General features: G+C 46.8%; 17 protein-coding genes. 4 read left to right on the top strand and 13 right to left on the bottom strand.

From position 1 onward, the window contains the following. The first annotated feature begins 206 nt into the window (after positions 1–206). On the top strand, positions 207–1241 hold the full coding sequence (locus BV910_RS07375) for a PTS sugar transporter subunit IIC (protein ID WP_078146852.1): 1035 nt from the start codon (positions 207–209) through the stop codon (positions 1239–1241). Positions 1242–1413: 172 nt separating this feature from the next. Here BV910_RS07375 and BV910_RS07370 read toward each other — a convergent pair whose 3' ends face one another. The 3 genes from BV910_RS07370 to BV910_RS07360 form a co-directional block, all read right to left on the bottom strand. Next, positions 1414–2409, bottom strand: coding sequence for a Gfo/Idh/MocA family oxidoreductase (locus BV910_RS07370; protein ID WP_078146851.1), 996 nt, complete (start codon positions 2407–2409; stop codon positions 1414–1416). A 56-nt stretch (positions 2410–2465) separates the two neighbouring features. Next, on the bottom strand, positions 2466–2954 hold the full coding sequence (locus tag BV910_RS07365) for a GNAT family N-acetyltransferase (protein ID WP_078146850.1): 489 nt from the start codon (positions 2952–2954) through the stop codon (positions 2466–2468). Between the two features lie 74 nt (positions 2955–3028). Further along, positions 3029–3463 (bottom strand): OsmC family protein, encoded by a 435-nt coding sequence (locus tag BV910_RS07360; RefSeq protein WP_074037078.1) that lies wholly within the window; start codon positions 3461–3463, stop codon positions 3029–3031. Positions 3464–3566: 103 nt separating this feature from the next. Between BV910_RS07360 and cls the strand changes: the two genes are divergently transcribed. Further along, on the top strand, positions 3567–5012 hold the full coding sequence (gene cls / locus BV910_RS07355; protein WP_205728305.1) for a cardiolipin synthase: 1446 nt from the start codon (positions 3567–3569) through the stop codon (positions 5010–5012). A 39-nt stretch (positions 5013–5051) separates the two neighbouring features. Here the strand turns inward: cls and BV910_RS07350 are convergent, their stop codons facing one another. Next, on the bottom strand, positions 5052–7025 hold the full coding sequence (locus BV910_RS07350) for a methyl-accepting chemotaxis protein (RefSeq protein ID WP_078146847.1): 1974 nt from the start codon (positions 7023–7025) through the stop codon (positions 5052–5054). Between the two features lie 233 nt (positions 7026–7258). On the opposite strand from BV910_RS07350, the gene BV910_RS14915 reads away from it, so the two are divergent. Further along, positions 7259–7654, top strand: a complete 396-nt coding sequence (locus BV910_RS14915) for a redoxin domain-containing protein (RefSeq protein ID WP_240499817.1) — start codon at positions 7259–7261, stop codon at positions 7652–7654. Continuing rightward, positions 7546–7893: a redoxin domain-containing protein gene (locus tag BV910_RS14910; protein ID WP_240499816.1), complete on the top strand. Its 348-nt coding sequence runs from the start codon at positions 7546–7548 to the stop codon at positions 7891–7893. The genes BV910_RS14915 and BV910_RS14910 overlap by 109 nt, the downstream gene beginning before the upstream one ends. A gap of 49 nt (positions 7894–7942) precedes the next feature. Here BV910_RS14910 and BV910_RS07340 read toward each other — a convergent pair whose 3' ends face one another. The 9 genes from BV910_RS07340 to BV910_RS07300 all read right to left on the bottom strand — a co-directional run bounded on the left by BV910_RS07340 (position 7943) and on the right by BV910_RS07300 (position 15678). Next, entirely contained in the window at positions 7943–8473 is a 531-nt protein-coding gene (locus BV910_RS07340) for a GNAT family N-acetyltransferase (protein ID WP_078146846.1), read from the bottom strand. Between the two features lie 50 nt (positions 8474–8523). Beyond that, on the bottom strand, positions 8524–9171 hold the full coding sequence (locus tag BV910_RS07335) for an alpha/beta family hydrolase (protein WP_078146845.1): 648 nt from the start codon (positions 9169–9171) through the stop codon (positions 8524–8526). 9 nt (positions 9172–9180) lie between these two features. Further along, positions 9181–9918 (bottom strand): UMP kinase, encoded by a 738-nt coding sequence (gene pyrH / locus BV910_RS07330; RefSeq protein ID WP_078146844.1) that lies wholly within the window; start codon positions 9916–9918, stop codon positions 9181–9183. Between the two features lie 85 nt (positions 9919–10003). Further along, a complete protein-coding gene (locus BV910_RS07325; protein ID WP_078146843.1) occupies positions 10004–10372 on the bottom strand; it encodes a hypothetical protein in 369 nt (122 codons plus the stop codon). Positions 10373–10388: 16 nt separating this feature from the next. After that, positions 10389–10910 (bottom strand): GNAT family N-acetyltransferase, encoded by a 522-nt coding sequence (locus BV910_RS07320; RefSeq protein WP_012726215.1) that lies wholly within the window; start codon positions 10908–10910, stop codon positions 10389–10391. A 141-nt stretch (positions 10911–11051) separates the two neighbouring features. After that, complete coding sequence (locus BV910_RS07315) at positions 11052–12962, bottom strand: PTS fructose transporter subunit IIABC (protein ID WP_078146842.1); 1911 nt, start codon at positions 12960–12962, stop codon at positions 11052–11054. Beyond that, a complete protein-coding gene (gene pfkB / locus BV910_RS07310) occupies positions 12959–13888 on the bottom strand; it encodes a 1-phosphofructokinase (protein ID WP_078146841.1) in 930 nt (309 codons plus the stop codon). The genes BV910_RS07315 and pfkB overlap by 4 nt, the downstream gene beginning before the upstream one ends. Then, a complete protein-coding gene (locus BV910_RS07305) occupies positions 13885–14628 on the bottom strand; it encodes a DeoR/GlpR family DNA-binding transcription regulator (protein WP_078146840.1) in 744 nt (247 codons plus the stop codon). Before BV910_RS07305 ends, pfkB begins: the two co-directional genes overlap by 4 nt. A 135-nt stretch (positions 14629–14763) precedes the next feature. Beyond that, on the bottom strand, positions 14764–15678 hold the full coding sequence (locus BV910_RS07300) for an alpha/beta hydrolase (protein WP_078146839.1): 915 nt from the start codon (positions 15676–15678) through the stop codon (positions 14764–14766). Positions 15679–15696: the final 18 nt, after the last annotated feature.

The raw sequence follows: 15696 nt of genomic DNA, 5'->3' as shown, positions 1-15696 counted from the left end.
CAATCTCATGCGGCTCGACACGTGCAAACTTGTAGAATTGATGTCATTTTTCAAAGAAAACGCTTTCTTGGTTTGGAATTTCTAATTGTAACCGGTATCATTGTTCAATTTTAATTTTTCTTTTGAATATGGCTTTACAGAAGTCTTTCTATGCATGAATATAGAATAAATTATGAATAAATAGAGATAGAAAGAAGGAAGAGTTTATGGTCATTATTCAAGGAATCGCACTTTTACTGCTCATCCTCGCCTTGTTCACATTATTTAGTTATAAGGCGCCTTTTGGAATGAAGGCGATGGGAGCATTGGCCGGTGCTGCAATCGCGAGTTTCCTCGTCGAAGCGTTCAACGCGTATGCAATCGGCGGATTGCTGCCACTTCCTCTTTATGAAGAAGTAGGTCAAGCGGCTGGCGCTTTGTCAGGTCCTGCCGCTGCGGCTCTTGTCGCCATCGCACTTGGAATCAACCCCGTCTATAGTTTGATGATCGGGTTGTCTGTATCGGGATTCGGAATCCTTCCTGGCTTTTTTGCAGGATATCTTTTGGCTTTGGCTGGCACTCGAATCAATCGCTATCTGCCGACCGGCGTCGATATGATTTTCTACGTCATCGTGATGGCACCGCTCGCCCGTCTCGTCGCGACAGGGGTAGACCCACTCGTGACAAACACACTTGAACAGATTGGAGCTGTCATCGAACTGGCAGCAACACAAAATCCGGTCGTCATGGGTCTCGTCTTAGGAGGGATCGTCACGGTCGTATCAACGTCGCCTCTCAGTTCGATGGCCTTGACGGCGATGCTCGGTTTGACCGGGGTCCCGATGGCGATTGCCGCGCTCGCGTTGACCGCGTCCATCTCAATGAATTACTTGTTGTTCCGTCAATTGAAAATCGGAACAAAGAAAGATCAACTCTCTGTCGCCATCGAACCGTTGACGCAAGCTGACCTCATTTCTGCTAACCCGATTCCGATTTACAGTGTCAACTTTGTCGGTGGAGCCATCGCCGGATTGATTGTCGCCATGACCGGTATGATCAACGATGCGCCAGGTTCGGCAGCCGGGATTCCGGGACTTCTAGTCATGTATGGTTTCAACGATTGGCAAACGGTCACCTTCACAGCCGTCGTGCTATTCATCCTTGGGATCGGTTTCGGCTTGATCGGAAGCCGTTTGTTCAAAAATTACCCGATTGTCCGTCATACGGAAAAAGTCGAATCGACAGAAGAAGATGCGGCCTAATTAAAAAATCGATGCACGCTCGAACGAATTATTCGGTGGCATCGATTTTTTATTATGACTCGTATGATTGTTCTTACAATAGAGAAGTGTCGACACGTTCACAAAGAAATCATCGCACGTTCTTTCCAATTGTGAATTGATCACCGGTTTAGTAAATCAACGAAAAAGCGTGTCAATCTACCGTGATGACTGTTCCTGTCTCACTGGATTTACGAGCAAGTTCAATCAAGTAGGTTGTCAATGTTGCATCTTTTAATGAAACGACGGGTTGCCGTACCTCATAACTATAAGCTAACTGTTGATAATACGCCAAATAACTACCTTTCTCGATTTGAATGGACGAAACCTCTTCTTTGGATAATACGCCAGTCTCTATAAGGTCACTTTCTAACTTTCCTTGCTTCAGAGCATCTTCTTGAGGATCAAGTCCATATTTCAAGAAACTTCCTTGCGTACCATGCACTTCAAACCGAGGTGTTTCTCCGGCGATGAATGGGTTCGAACGAAGGTATACTCGCTTCTCACCGTAATAGAATGTCAGATGAAACCCATCATCGGATTGGCCACCATCTCGTTGAATCATCACATCTGCTTGAATACGATCTGGCTTTCCAAACAAGGCTAGAGTCTGGTCAATCAGATGACTTCCTAAGTCGAATAAAATACCGGAACCTGGTCCTCCATTTTCACGCCACCGGTCACGTACATTCGGACGGAAACGATCAAATCGAGATTCAACGACCTTCCAGTCTCCTAACTCGTTCGAGTTAAGAAACGATTTAACCGTCAAGAAGTCTCCATCATAACGACGATTCTGATAAACGTTGACGATGCCCTTCGATTTCGCTTCAAGTTCCATCAACTCATATCCTTCTTCCGTTGTCAGGAATGCGGGTTTTTCGACGAGCACATCTTTTCCTGCCTCAAGACATGCGACGATCATCTCTTTATGTAAATGCGATGGTGTCGTAATGACATAGAGAGAAGCATCCGATTGAATCGCCTCGTCTAATGTCGCATATACCGTGACACCAGGTAATTCAGCCTGCACTTCTTCCGGGCGCGATGACACGACACCACTCACTTCAAATGAATCGATTGCCTTTAAGAACGGCAAATGGAACGTGTTTGCCGAGAATCCGAATCCCACCAAAATGGTTTTAGTCATATAAAACCCCTCCTTTTCGCTGTTGATAGTATAACAAAAAAAGGGTCAAATGACCCTTATGCACTCATGCTCTCATCCAATCTGTATTCGAACGTATTGTACCCGTTTCGTGAATCGACAAAGACGAAACCGAAACGTGGATAATAATCATTTAAAAATTCATTGTCAGCGACACAATCAAGACGAATTGGTTCATCTTCATCGGCTTCCTCTAAGACATGCTCCATGAGCTGCTGTCCGACGCCTTGCCCTTTTAGCTTTTCGCTGACGACGATTCGATGGATATATTGTCCACGCTCACTGTCGTCCCATAAGTTATCATCCCACTCATCTGGAGGTAACAATGCGATTGAAGCTAAAATTTGTTCGCCATCTTCAAAGACATATACACTGCCTTCTACAATGTCAGTGCGCACACGCTTTACGAGGTCCTGTTCCAAATATTCGGTCCATTGGTCGCTTCCTTGTTCATTTAGCGCTACGGCTCGTTGTTCGATTAGGTTCGCGATGTGTTGGGCATCGCGCTTCGTCGCGAGTCGAATCATAACGTCCTCCTTTAGTTATACAGTATTTGAAATACAAATATAACGGAGAACCGCATGCCTTTCAACCATCCTGCTCACTCGTGAAAATCAAACGGAGTGACGTCTCCATCGTTCAATTGATAACTATACGTCAACGTCGCATTGAGGCTATGCGATACAGAACAATAACGCTCAACGGACAATTCGATGGCACGCCGAACTCGTTCTTCCGATAACTCGCCTTTCAGAATATACAAGATGTGAATGGCTGTAAAGCGTTTCGGGTGATCGGTCGCCCGCACCCCATCGATTTTCATTTCGAATGCTTCAATTGGCTGGCGCATCTTATGCAGAATCGACACGATATCGATTCCTGTGCAGGATGCGGTCGCGTGAAGCAACATTTCTGTCGGACGAGGTCCTGTATCGAGCCCACCGACATCATCCGCCGCATCAAGGATCACCGTGTGTCCTGATGGCGTATGTGTTTCAAACGCCATCCCTTTCTTCCATACGACTTCCATGTTCATCATCTTCTCCCCCTATTTCATTTGATAGCATCCTATTCCCTCATTTGATGTATGATTAAGCTATGAATCGTTTATAAAGGGGTGTATGTCGTTGGATTGGTCTATGATTTTCAGTTGGGGACTTTATATCGTCCTCGGGTTAAACATGTTGTTCGCACTCGCCGTCATCTTCGCCGAAAGACGTGACGTCGGCGCGACCTGGGCCTGGCTTCTTGTCCTGTTTTTCTTACCAGTGCTCGGTTTCATTGTCTATCTCTTCCTAGGGCGACAACTTAAGAAGGATAACTTCTATAATTTAAGTGTAGAAGAACGTTCCTTCCATTCGCTTCAAGTCGAAGCGCAACTTGAACAAATTCATACGCGCCAAACCCAGCTCGCGCAGCCGCTGTTTGAAAAGTATGACCAACTGCTTCAAATGAACTTACGATCTTCTAAATCGTTGATCAGTGTACATAACCGTTCCCTCATCTTGCACGACGGCGAACAAAAGTTCAAAGCGTTGATGGATGACATTCGCTCGGCCGAAACGGAAATCAATATTCAATATTACATCATCCAGCGTGACGCTCTCGGTCAGGCACTGTTGAAAGAGTTGATCGAGCGTGCGAAAGCCGGTGTCAAAGTTCGACTCCTCTACGATGCGGTCGGCTCACGTAGTCTTCGGAACTCGGACTTTAAAGAGTTGATTGCGAACGATGGCGAGGTGCGTGTCTTCTTCCCACCGACACTCGGGATCATCAACTTCAAGTTGAACAACCGAAATCACCGAAAGGTCGTCATCATCGATGGGAAAATCGGCTATGTCGGTGGATTCAATGTCGGTACCGAGTATTTAGGTTTAGTCGAAAAATTTGGCTATTGGCGTGACACGCACCTGCGTGTCGAAGGAGATGTCGTTTACAATTTACAACACCGATTCATATTGGACTGGAACTATTCTGGTCACCGTAAACATGATCCTGAAAATGCCTTCTGCTTTGCGCGACATGACATTAAAGAAAATTCTCCGATGCAAATCGTCACGAGTGGACCAAACTCGGATACGGAACATTTGAAGAATATGATGATCAAGATGATCATGTCCGCCAAACGACGGGTCGTCATTCAAACGCCATACTTCATTCCAGACACGAGTTTTATGGACGCTTGCAAAATGGCACTATATTCTGGCGTTCAGATGGATATCATGATCCCTGGAAAACCGGACCATCCATTCGTCATGTGGGCGTCCCTCTCGTTCCTTGGGGAACTCCTCGACTACGGGGCAAACGTCTATCTGTATGATGAAGGGTTTCTCCACGCGAAGACGCTCGTCGTCGATGATGAGATCGCGACCGTCGGGACGACGAACTTGGACGCTCGAAGCTTCCGTCTCAATTTTGAAGTGAACGCACTTATCTATGATGAGCGGGTCGCACTCGAACTCGTTTCTTTATTCGAGACCGATACGGCGGTCAGTCGCACGTATACGATGGAAGACTATGAAAAGCGGAAATGGACAGTACGTGCTCGGGAGGGTGTCTCACGACTCCTCAGTCCGATTTTATAACGAAAGAAGCAGAGCTCGGCGCTCTGCTTCTTTTTCATTTTACAGTTTGAACCGCGAGACGAGGTCTTGTAACTCCTCGGCCATGGTCGCGAGTGCTTTTGCTGACTGCGATACTTCTTCAATCGATTTCAATTGATCATCGGTCGTTGCCGCCACTTGCTTCGAGACACTCGAATTCTCATCGGCGATGTCGGCGATTTGTGATGCCGTCGCTGCCACTTCCTGAACGTTTGCTGCAATCTCCTCGACGGTTGCGGTCACGTCTTCAATCCGTGGTGTCATCGCGACTGTCCGCTCTTTGATTTTCTCGAAACGGTCTGCTGTCATTTCAGATGACGCCAATCCGGCCTTCGTATGAGTAGATACTTCCTGCATCAACTGTACAGACTGTTCCGTCTCATGCTTGATTCGATCAATCAACGCTGCAATTTGTTTCGTCGACTGTTGCGATTGTTCTGCGAGTTTACGCACCTCGCTCGCAACGACCGCGAACCCTTTGCCGTTCTCACCTGCACGTGCTGCTTCAATGGCAGCGTTCAAGGCTAACAGGTTCGTCTGTTCAGCGATTCCATTGATGACCGTGACGATTTCTCCAATCTCGTTAGAGCGATGTGCCAATGAGTGAATGACGCCCTCGAATGTCACGACAGACGCATCGATTGCCTTCATCTGCTTCACGTTCTCCTTCACGGTCGTCGAACCGTCTTCCGCTTCATTTGAGGTTTCGCGTGAAAGTTCAGACACGTCCATGGAACTTTCTGAGATTCGCATGATTCCTGACGTAATCGCTTGGAGCGATGTCGCATTGTCGTCGAGTTGTCGCTTCGAGCCATCGGCACTGACTGCCATTTGATCAACTGCACGGGCAATCTGTTCTGATGAGGCGGTATTGTGTGCCGAGTTGGCCATCAATTCTTGAGACGAGGCGGCAACTTGACTGATTGAATCATCGAGACGGAGTAATACCATACGAAGTGAATCGCTCATTTCATTAAAACTCTCTGAGACAAGCCCGATTTCGTCGTTCGATAAGACGGTAATCGGCTCCGTTAAATCTCCTGATTTGATTCGTTCTGCTCCTTCTGTCAATAAACGCAACGGACGCAAGATTGAACGGAGAACGAAGTAGAGAAGAATGGCTGCAATCCCGAACATTCCGATGATGACGAATCCAGTCGTCCAAAGAATGCCGACCGTCTCGTCTTGAATCTCACCGTCATATAACGTACCGGCAATCTTCCATCCGGTGATTGGGTTCGTCACGAATGCTTTCTCCACGCCTTCCCCATTCTCCGATGCAGACAGGGTCCCTTCTTCCTTGGAAAAGAGCGAATCTGTCCAAGATTCATCAATCTTTTCACCGACAGCCGTCGACGGATGAATGACGACTTGTTCTGCCTGGTCGAAGATGGCAACGTATCCTTCTTTCCCGATTTGAATGGTGGATGCCACTTCAGCGATATCGTTCACATCGACGTCAACGGCGACCACACCACGACCGTCTGAAGTCTTCTTCGAAACCGTGATCATCATTTTTTGAGAAGCGGCATCGACGTACGGATTCGTGATGGCAACCTCTTGTCCACTTGCTTCAGCCGCTTCATACCATGGACGAGTGCGTGGGTCATATCCTTCTGGCAATTCCTGCTCAGGATAGATCGTCATCGCACCTTCTGCTGAAGCGAAGTAAATGTTCGTCACTTTTGGATGTGTCTCTAAATACTCAGTAAACTTCTCTGCTAACGCTTGATTCGCTTCTCCCTCTTCATAAATGGAACTATCAATCCGATTCGCAAAAAACGAGATGTCCGTTTGAATCGGTTCGATGAGGTTCGTGACCTCATTGTTCATCCGGTCTACCCCCGAATTGGCGGACTGGATCATTTGAAACTCGATTTTACCTTTCGCCTGCGAATAGGCGACGATTCCAATCAATGTGGCTGGAATAATCAATAATAGAACGGATAAGACAATCAATTTTTGCTTGATACTAATCGTGCGCTTCTGTTTCATAAAACATCTCCTAACCCGAATAAAATGTTCAAGCGAGTTCGGTGAGTCGAATCCCCCTTGGGTTATTCATCATATCGGTCAAAAGTCATTAGATCTGAAGAATTGATTGAATTATTCGAAAATTATTTTTCGGAAACTGAAATGGAGTTTCACCGTTGTGTTCGATTGAACAAATCATACTATTCGTATTTAGTTAAAATTTGAGTCACCATATCGGAAGAGGGAGTCAAATGATGAATTCATTATTGGAAGAGATCAAATCCTATAAAGATCAGTTCAAACAAAATGCACCTGCCGAGAAGCAACGATTGATGGCTCAGGCGACTCAAGAATTGAAAGATTCAGGCATCGCATCAGGGTTAACAGTTGGAGATCAAGCGCCGTCGTTTGAATTGCCTCACGCGGACGGGACAACCGTCAATTTGAAAACGCTCCTTGAAAATGGACCAGTCATCGTCACATTTTACCGAGTGGATGGTGCCCATACTGTAACCTCGAGCTCCGCGCTTACCAGCGCGAGTTGGCAACGATTCAAGAAAAAGGCGCGACTCTTGTCGCGATCAGTCCGGAAACGCCGGATTATTCCCTTTCGACGAAAGAAAAGAATGAACTTGATTTTTATGTATTGAGTGATGTTGATAATATTGTCGCACGTCAATTCGACCTCGTCTTTGACATGCCAGGTTATTTGATTGATATTTGTAAAGCATCTGGACTAAATGTCGATGCACATAACGGGAACGAAGATTGGCAGTTGCCGAAACCGGCCACGTTCATCATCCAATCTGATGGAACGATTTCGTTCAGTGATGTGCCTGCTGACTATACAGAACGTGTCGACCCGAAAACGGTTATTGAAAAATTGTAAATTAAAGGAGATGACGCGCATCATCTCCTTTTCTATTCACTTATTTCGTTTATTGTCTTACAAACTCCTCGTGCAATATCGCGTACACCATGCTATCGGTCCATTCATTCTTATTCCAATAGTCTCTCAAGAAATGAGCTTCTTTTCTCATTCCAACCCGTTCGCATAATTTTTGGGAAGCTACATTTCTGGCGTCGAGATTAGCTTGTACCCTATGTAGATTGAGCTTTGTGAACAACTCCCCTAGCAATCCGCTCACTGCCTCCGTCGCATATCCTTTTCCTGAATGTGAATCAGAAAAACAATACCCAATCTCTACCGTGTCTTTCATACCCGTGTACCAAACTGTGAGATCCCCAATCACTTCATCTTGATGTACGACTGCTAAATTCAACGTACTAGTCTCGGTAAGAATAGAATTTGTTAGTTTTTTATCAAATTCTTTCTTCCTATTTTCAGACGTCCATGGCTCATGCAAAAGATATCTGCATACTTCTGGTTTTGTATACATTTCGAATGTAGCATGCAAGTCTTTCTCCATAAATGGTCTGATTATTAAACGCTCAGTGGTAAATTTCACGTCGACTCCTCCCTTACATTTGATCGCGCAACTCTCCTCCGGTTCACGACCTATGAGGACATGATAAATTGCTCCACTCGCTTGAGAAGTGTTTCAAGTAACCGTAGTGACCGGTATGTCTCTCCTGTGTATTCGAGGCTATGATTCATCTCCTTGACAATCTCGAGTTCGGTCAAGGCCAGATGTTCAAGACGCTTCATTCTCTCATCTACATAATGTTGGTCCGCCGTTCCTATGAGAATCATCTGTTGTCCTTTATGAGACTGGATCGCTTCATATATGTCGTCTTGTTTCAACAAAGGTGTCAACCAAACGAGTTTGGCATCATGAAACACGTTTCGGGTGAGTTCACTTGCCATCGCAACCGTACCGAGCGATTTTCCGACGATGATGTATTGTTGAACGGAATCAGTATGTAGGATTTGATCGATGACGAGTCGAACATCATCAACAATTGCCTTATTTACATCGACTGAATCGTACCGCTCGTCGCGATAGTTATAGTTGACTTCGAGAACGTTCAACCCATTCTCTATGCACAATCCAGTCGTATAGCGAAACATTGGAGAATCATTTGTATATCCGTATCCGGGCAACAAAATCACGAGTGTGTCGGATGACGAATCAGGCTGCAGGTACGAATACGGGACGGGTATTCCGTTTTTCCCAATGACGTGACCATCTGTTACTTCATACATGCTGTCTCCTCAATTCTGCAAGAGCTGCGTTTCATGGTGATGAATCATCGTTCCAATGCTCTCTCCTTCGAGAATACGATGAATGGCGTTCCGCTCCTTGAAGTCGAACAAGTGAATCGGCAAACCGTGATCTCTCGCGAGAAGCAATGCTGATTGATCCATCACTTTCAAATCATTCGAAATGACATCGTTATAGTGAAGGGTTTCAAATTGACGAGCGTCCGAATCCAAACGAGGATCGCGGTCATATACGCCGGAGACACCGTTCTTTGCCACGAACAAGGCATCACATCCCACTTCGATGGCACGCTGAACAGCCGGATAGTCTGAAGAAACGAACGGTTGACCGTTACCGCCTGCAAAAATGACGATATATCCTTTTTTCAAATGATTGATGGCTCGAAGTTGAATGTACGGCTCGGCTACGCTCGGCATTGGAATCGACGTCATGACACGCACTTCTCGATTGGCATCACGTTTCAAGATGCCACGTAGCATCAATGAGTTCATGACCGTCCCGAGCGTCCCGATACTGTCAGCTTCCACTCGATTGATTCCCCATGCTTCTGCTTGATTCCCTCGGAAGAGATTTCCCCCGCCGACCATGACACATACTTCAACCCCGCTATTTGCGAGTGATAATATTTCTTCTGCAATCAGGCTAAGGCTCATTTCGTCAAAATTATCCGTTCCATCACCAGCTAGAGCGGCTCCACTTAACTTGATACAGATTTTTCGGTGTTCCATCTTTCCCCAACCCTTCATTTGGAATTTTTTGTTCAATTCAGTATAGAAGAGATTGTTTGATTGAACAACAGTATTCCATTTTGATTCAAAGGGACATTTTTTCGTATTCTTTGTAAGTCTCCTCAAACATATAAAGTCCACCGATCTCTTCATCAATAAACGTATATAAAGAAATTTCAAATTCTAGAGGCGATGCTTCATTGAAACACTCTTTTACTCTAAGTAAGCCTTCTTTTATATACAGCTTTCCCTTTTCGATATTCTCGTTTGAGATATAGTACCGTCCAAGATTAAGATGGTAACTAGGAAATTCTGGGTACTCTGCAATTGCCTTTAACAGATACGGTTCATACTGATCTGGACGTTCGAATTGATGTAGATGAGCCATTGAATAGTAGAGGATCCCTTTTAATTTAGCATCCATTTCACTCAACAAAAAAAGACCGTAGAACATTCTACAGTCTCTAAGCTCAGGCTCCCATGATGGAGTCGTGACGGGTCGTTTCCCATCCATACGCCACTTCGCGGAGCATCAATTCACCAAACTCTCGATCTTTCTGGTCGATGACCTGCCCTTGTTTTCGTTCATAAAACGTGCGGAACGGATTCATCTCAAGCGCCCAGATCAAGAGTCCTGCCTCACACATCGATTGCACGGCATGTTCAAGGAGAGCGGACCCGATCCCGTTCCCTTGATGGTTCTCTAAAATATAAATAGCATACACTTCATTCGTGTGGTCTGGATACTCTCCTGTCCGCTCTTCTCCGTAAAGAACGAAGCCCACGATTTCGTCCTCGACAATCGCCACAAAGCCGGCTACTTCTTGCCGACGAAGGGCGGTCCGCAAGCGTTCTGCCCATTCGATGGAGCCGGATGATACTTTTAGCAAATACTCAGTCGGTACGATCCCCCGATAGGTCGTACGCCACCCGTTCACACGCACTCTCGCAATCCCATACACATCATCTGGTTTGGCGACCCGAATGTCCAATGTGACCCCCTCCTCACCCGAAGCTTTACAAATAGTTTACCACAAATCCCCAACTTGCAATCCGAGATTATGTGAATTTTGCACGGACATCGACAACAATAAAGACGTCACCTCTGGATAAAGGCGACGTCTCTTCTTACGTTATGCAACTTCTTTAGATTGGACTGGTGTCGATGTTGTTAACGGTTTTTTCAAGAACGAGAGGAGCAATGCTCCGACCACCGCACCTGCCAAGATGGCGAGTGCATAGAGACCCATACTCACAGCGACGTTTCCAGCTCCTTCAAGAAGTGGGAAGACGAAGATCCCACCGTGTGGCGCTGGTAATTGAATCGTGAAGAATGCGGATAATCCGCCTGCAATGGCAGATCCGAGAATCGCTGATGGAAGAACGCGAATCGGGTCCGCAGCCGCGAATGGGATTGCCGCTTCCGTGATGAACGAGGCTCCCATAATATAAGCAGTTTTTCCTGCTTCGCGCTCTTGTTTCGAGAACTTTTGACGAGCGAAGACTGTTGATGCGAGTGCGACGAGGAGTGGTGGTACCATCCCTCCAGCCATGACGGCTGCCATGACTTCTTGGTTACCCGCTGTAAGTGCTGCCGTACCGAAGACGTACGCTGTCTTGTTGATCGGACCACCCATATCGACTGCCATCATCCCACCGACGATGACTCCTAAAAGGATAGCGTTCGCGCCACTCATGCTGTTCAACGTATCCATCAACCATGTCATAAGTGCTGCGATCGGTTCGTTGACGACGAGTAACATGACCATCCCGGAGATGAACGAGCCGAGTAACGGATACAAGAGGACTGGCTTGATTCCTTCAAGTGAAGCAGGCAACTTCGCGAGTGCCTTTTTCAAGAAAAGGACGACATAACCGGCCAAGAAACCGGCGATGAGACCACCGAGGAATCCGGCGTTCCCTTGACTTGCAAGTACCCCTGCCACGAGACCTGGTGCGAGACCTGGGCGATCGGCAATCGACATCGCGATGAAACCGGCGAGAATCGGAACGAGGAAGCCGAATGCAGCTCCACCGATCGTCATCAACTGTGCTGCAAATTCATTGTAAGACGGGTCATCCGGGTTAGCAGAGTTGATGCCCCAGAAGAAGCTGATGGCAATCAAGAGTCCACCTGCGACAACGAGTGGAAGCATCGCAGATACACCGCTCATCAAGTGCTTGTACACGCCTGTACGTTGTTCTTTCGAAGCACCACCTGATGTTTTCGAAGCCTCATATACCGGCGCATCTTGTTTCACCGCACGATTGATGAGTTCTTCAGGTTTCCGAATCCCTTGTGCGACCGGAACTTCGATGACTCGCTTACCAGCGAAACGATCCATTTCAACAGCCTTGTCCGCTGCGACGATGATCGCTGTCGCCCGGTCGATATCCGCGCGCGTCAATTCATTTTTTACGCCAGTCGATCCGTTCGTTTCGACTTTAATATCGACGCCCATCGCTTCGGCTTTTTGCTTCAAGCTATCTGCTGCCATATACGTATGAGCGATTCCTGTCGGGCATGCCGTGACGGCCAAAATGAACGGTGCATCTTCATTCGTCGGTTTCACGACTTCTGGCTTCTCTTCTGCCGCTTCTTTTTCTTCGATGGCACGAATGACATCGCTTTCAGAAGTGGCTGCATAGAGACGCTCTTGGAATGCAGGGTCCATCAAGTAAACTGAAAGTTTAGAGAGTGTTTCAAGGTGTTCATTATTCGCATTTTCTCCTGCCGCAATCATAAAGAAGAGGCGGCTCGGTTGTCCGTCTAACGCTTCGTAGTCGACGCCTTCCGAGCGACCGAATGCGATTGCTGGCGTTTTGACCGCACTCGTTTTCGCATGAGGAATGGCAATCCCTTCTCCGAGGCCGGTCGTGCTCTCGCTTTCACGTTTTAGAATCGCATCGCGATAACCGTTGCGGTCGGATAGTTTACCAGCGCGATCGAGGACATCGACAAGTTCTTCGATGACCTCACGCTTAGAACTCGCGCGTAGATTCAATTGAATCGTGTCGCGTTGGAGCAAGTCCGTGATTTTCATGTTGTTTCCTCCATTCGTTTCAGTGGCGTGAGTTGTACTTGATCGATCAATCGATCGATCTCTTGTTTTGAACATAGGCCGAACGTATAAGCAGATGCGCTTCCTGTCGTGACCGCGTATCGAAATGCTTCTTGTTCACCTTTTTCTTTCACATTCGCGACAAATCCGGCAACGAGTGAATCTCCTGCACCAACCGAGTTCACGAGTTTCCCGACCGGTGTGTTCGCTGTGACGGCTCCGTCCTTGTTAACAAGTAGTGCCCCGTCTCCCGCAAAGGAGATGATGACGTTTTTCGCCCCGCGTTTGACGAGCTGTTCGGCATATGGAAGAGCTTCTTCAAACGTTTCGATCTCGGTATCAAACAATTCACCTAATTCATGGTGGTTCGGTTTGATCATGAGTGGTTCGAGGGCGAGCACCTCGAGCATGGCATCTTTCGTTGTATCGACGACAAAGTCGGCACCTTTTTCGCGAATCGATTCAGCAATGGTCCGATATAGCGAGTCTGGTAGGTTGCTCGGGATACTACCCGCGAGGACGACAATATCGCCTTCTTGAACTTGATCGAACTTGGCCGTCAACAGTTCGAGCTCGCGCTCTGTGATATTCGGTCCGCTCGCATTCAGTTCTGTTTCCTCTTTCGCCCGAATCTTGACATTGATCCGGGTGTTCCCATTCACCTCTACGAAATCGGTGTGTACACCGTGGTCGACGAGTGACTTTTTAATGAAGTCACCGGTCGTCCCACCGATGAAACCAAGCGCCTTCGTCTCTTGTGCATATTCCCGAAGAACGATGGAGACGTTAATTCCTTTACCGCCTGCGCGCTCCGTCGTCTCTTCGATTCGGTTCACTTCTCCTAGATGTACTTCAGGTAATGTTACGTAGTAATCAATAGAAGGGTTGAGTGTTAACGTGTAAATCATTTCGCATTCACCACCTTTGTGATTGTTTGGATGGAACTCATTGACTCACTGCTTGATGTGATCAACTGAGCGGCATCTAACGTCGCGACTCGGCTGAACGTTCGTTTCCCGATCTTCGATGCGTCCGCGAGTACGAACGAGGTTTGTGCCAATTCGATTGCCGTTTTTTTGACAAGCGCTTCTTCTGGGTCCGGGGTCGTGTAACCCGCTTCAAGGTCGATTCCATTCATTCCGAGAAAGGCGAGGTCGACACGATAATTCATCATGCTCTCGCGTGCGTTATACCCAACCAATGCCTGGGTGGAACGCTTTAATTCTCCGCCAATCACAAACGTCTTAATATCAAGATCAAATAATTCATTCGCAATCGGTAGACTGTTTGTGACGACGACAATTTTTTTTCCTTCTAAAAACGGAACCATCGCCTGAGTGGTTGTACCGGCATCTAAATAAATCGACATCCCGTCTTCGATGAACGTTGCGGCCTTCCGTGCAATCGCAACTTTTTCATCTACGAACCGGTCTCGCTTTTCTTCAAATGTCGGTTCCTCATCTGGAGTCGCAATGAGCGTTGCGCCTCCGTGAACCCTTGCCAGATACCCTTCCGCTTCAAGGTCCGTCAAATCTCGACGAATCGTCGACTCGGATGAATCAGTTAAATCAACCAATTCTTTTAATTTGACGACCTTCTGTTCAGATAAGCGTTGCAAAATCAACTGATGTCGTTGTTTCGTTAACATCTTGTTCCCTCCATACGTCTAATATAAAGCGTTTTCATTATAAAAACAACTAAAATCATTCAAAAACATTCATTTCCATTCAACTTGTCACAATTATAACATAAAAAACGGTCAATAGATGACCGTTTTTTGAGTTTATGACTGTATTTTTAACCATTCATCCAATTCTTGAACGAGTTTTGGATGAATCGGCGCATCGATCGCTTCTCGATACTCTTTATGCAACGTGAGAAGCGAATGGGGTGACTCCCGTTTCACGAGCAGATGATTCATATCATCGATGATCGATGAGGTGACCTCCCCTTTTGTTTGAATCATATGGACGTGTTCGGGTGGGACTTGCACATCACGCCCCCCCGTAATCGCAAGAACCGGGACGGTCACATGCTCCAATCGCTCTCGGACGTCATAGGATGCATGTTCTCGAATCCATTTCGCATTTACGACTTGACCTCGATATTTGAAAGACGAGACGTTCGTCCGTAAAGAACGCTCTAACAAATCGTCCTGTCGCTGCCTAACTTTTTTGGCAACGCCCGTCAACCGATAGAAGAGACCTTTTATTCCCTTCACATGTTCGATATCTTTAGCGAGTGCATCTGCTTGGTATAAGAACATCTGCTTGGACGCTTCATGGAAACCGGAAAGTAAGATCAGTCCATCCGCCTTCGTCTCAAGTTGAACGGCAGGAGCAAGGACGGCCCCTTCACTATGACCAAGTAGATATAAGCGATTCACATCGGCCAATTGTCGAATGGTGCGTACGACAAGAATCGCATCGTTAATCAAGTCATGTAATCCGACTTTGTTGAAGTCTCCATCTGACTTCCCGATTCCTTGTTTGTCATATCGGAACACGTTATATCCATGGTCATACAACGCTTCTGCCAGCTTGGCATACGTGTTAAATCCGACACCACCCATATTGCCGTCACGGTCACTCGGCCCACTTCCGCTCAACATGACAATCGTCGTCCGAGGCTCCTCATGGGAAAGAAAAGTTCCTGCAATCGTTCCATATGTTGTCGTAATTGTCATCTCTTGTTTCATCGTATCGCCTCCATTACA

Source organism: Exiguobacterium sp. HVEsp1 (genome assembly GCF_002009685.1).
GTDB lineage: Bacteria > Bacillota > Bacilli > Exiguobacteriales > Exiguobacteriaceae > Exiguobacterium > Exiguobacterium profundum.
The sequence above is the reverse complement of the archived record's forward strand: the minus strand, read 5'-3'. Positions and strand labels throughout refer to the sequence as shown.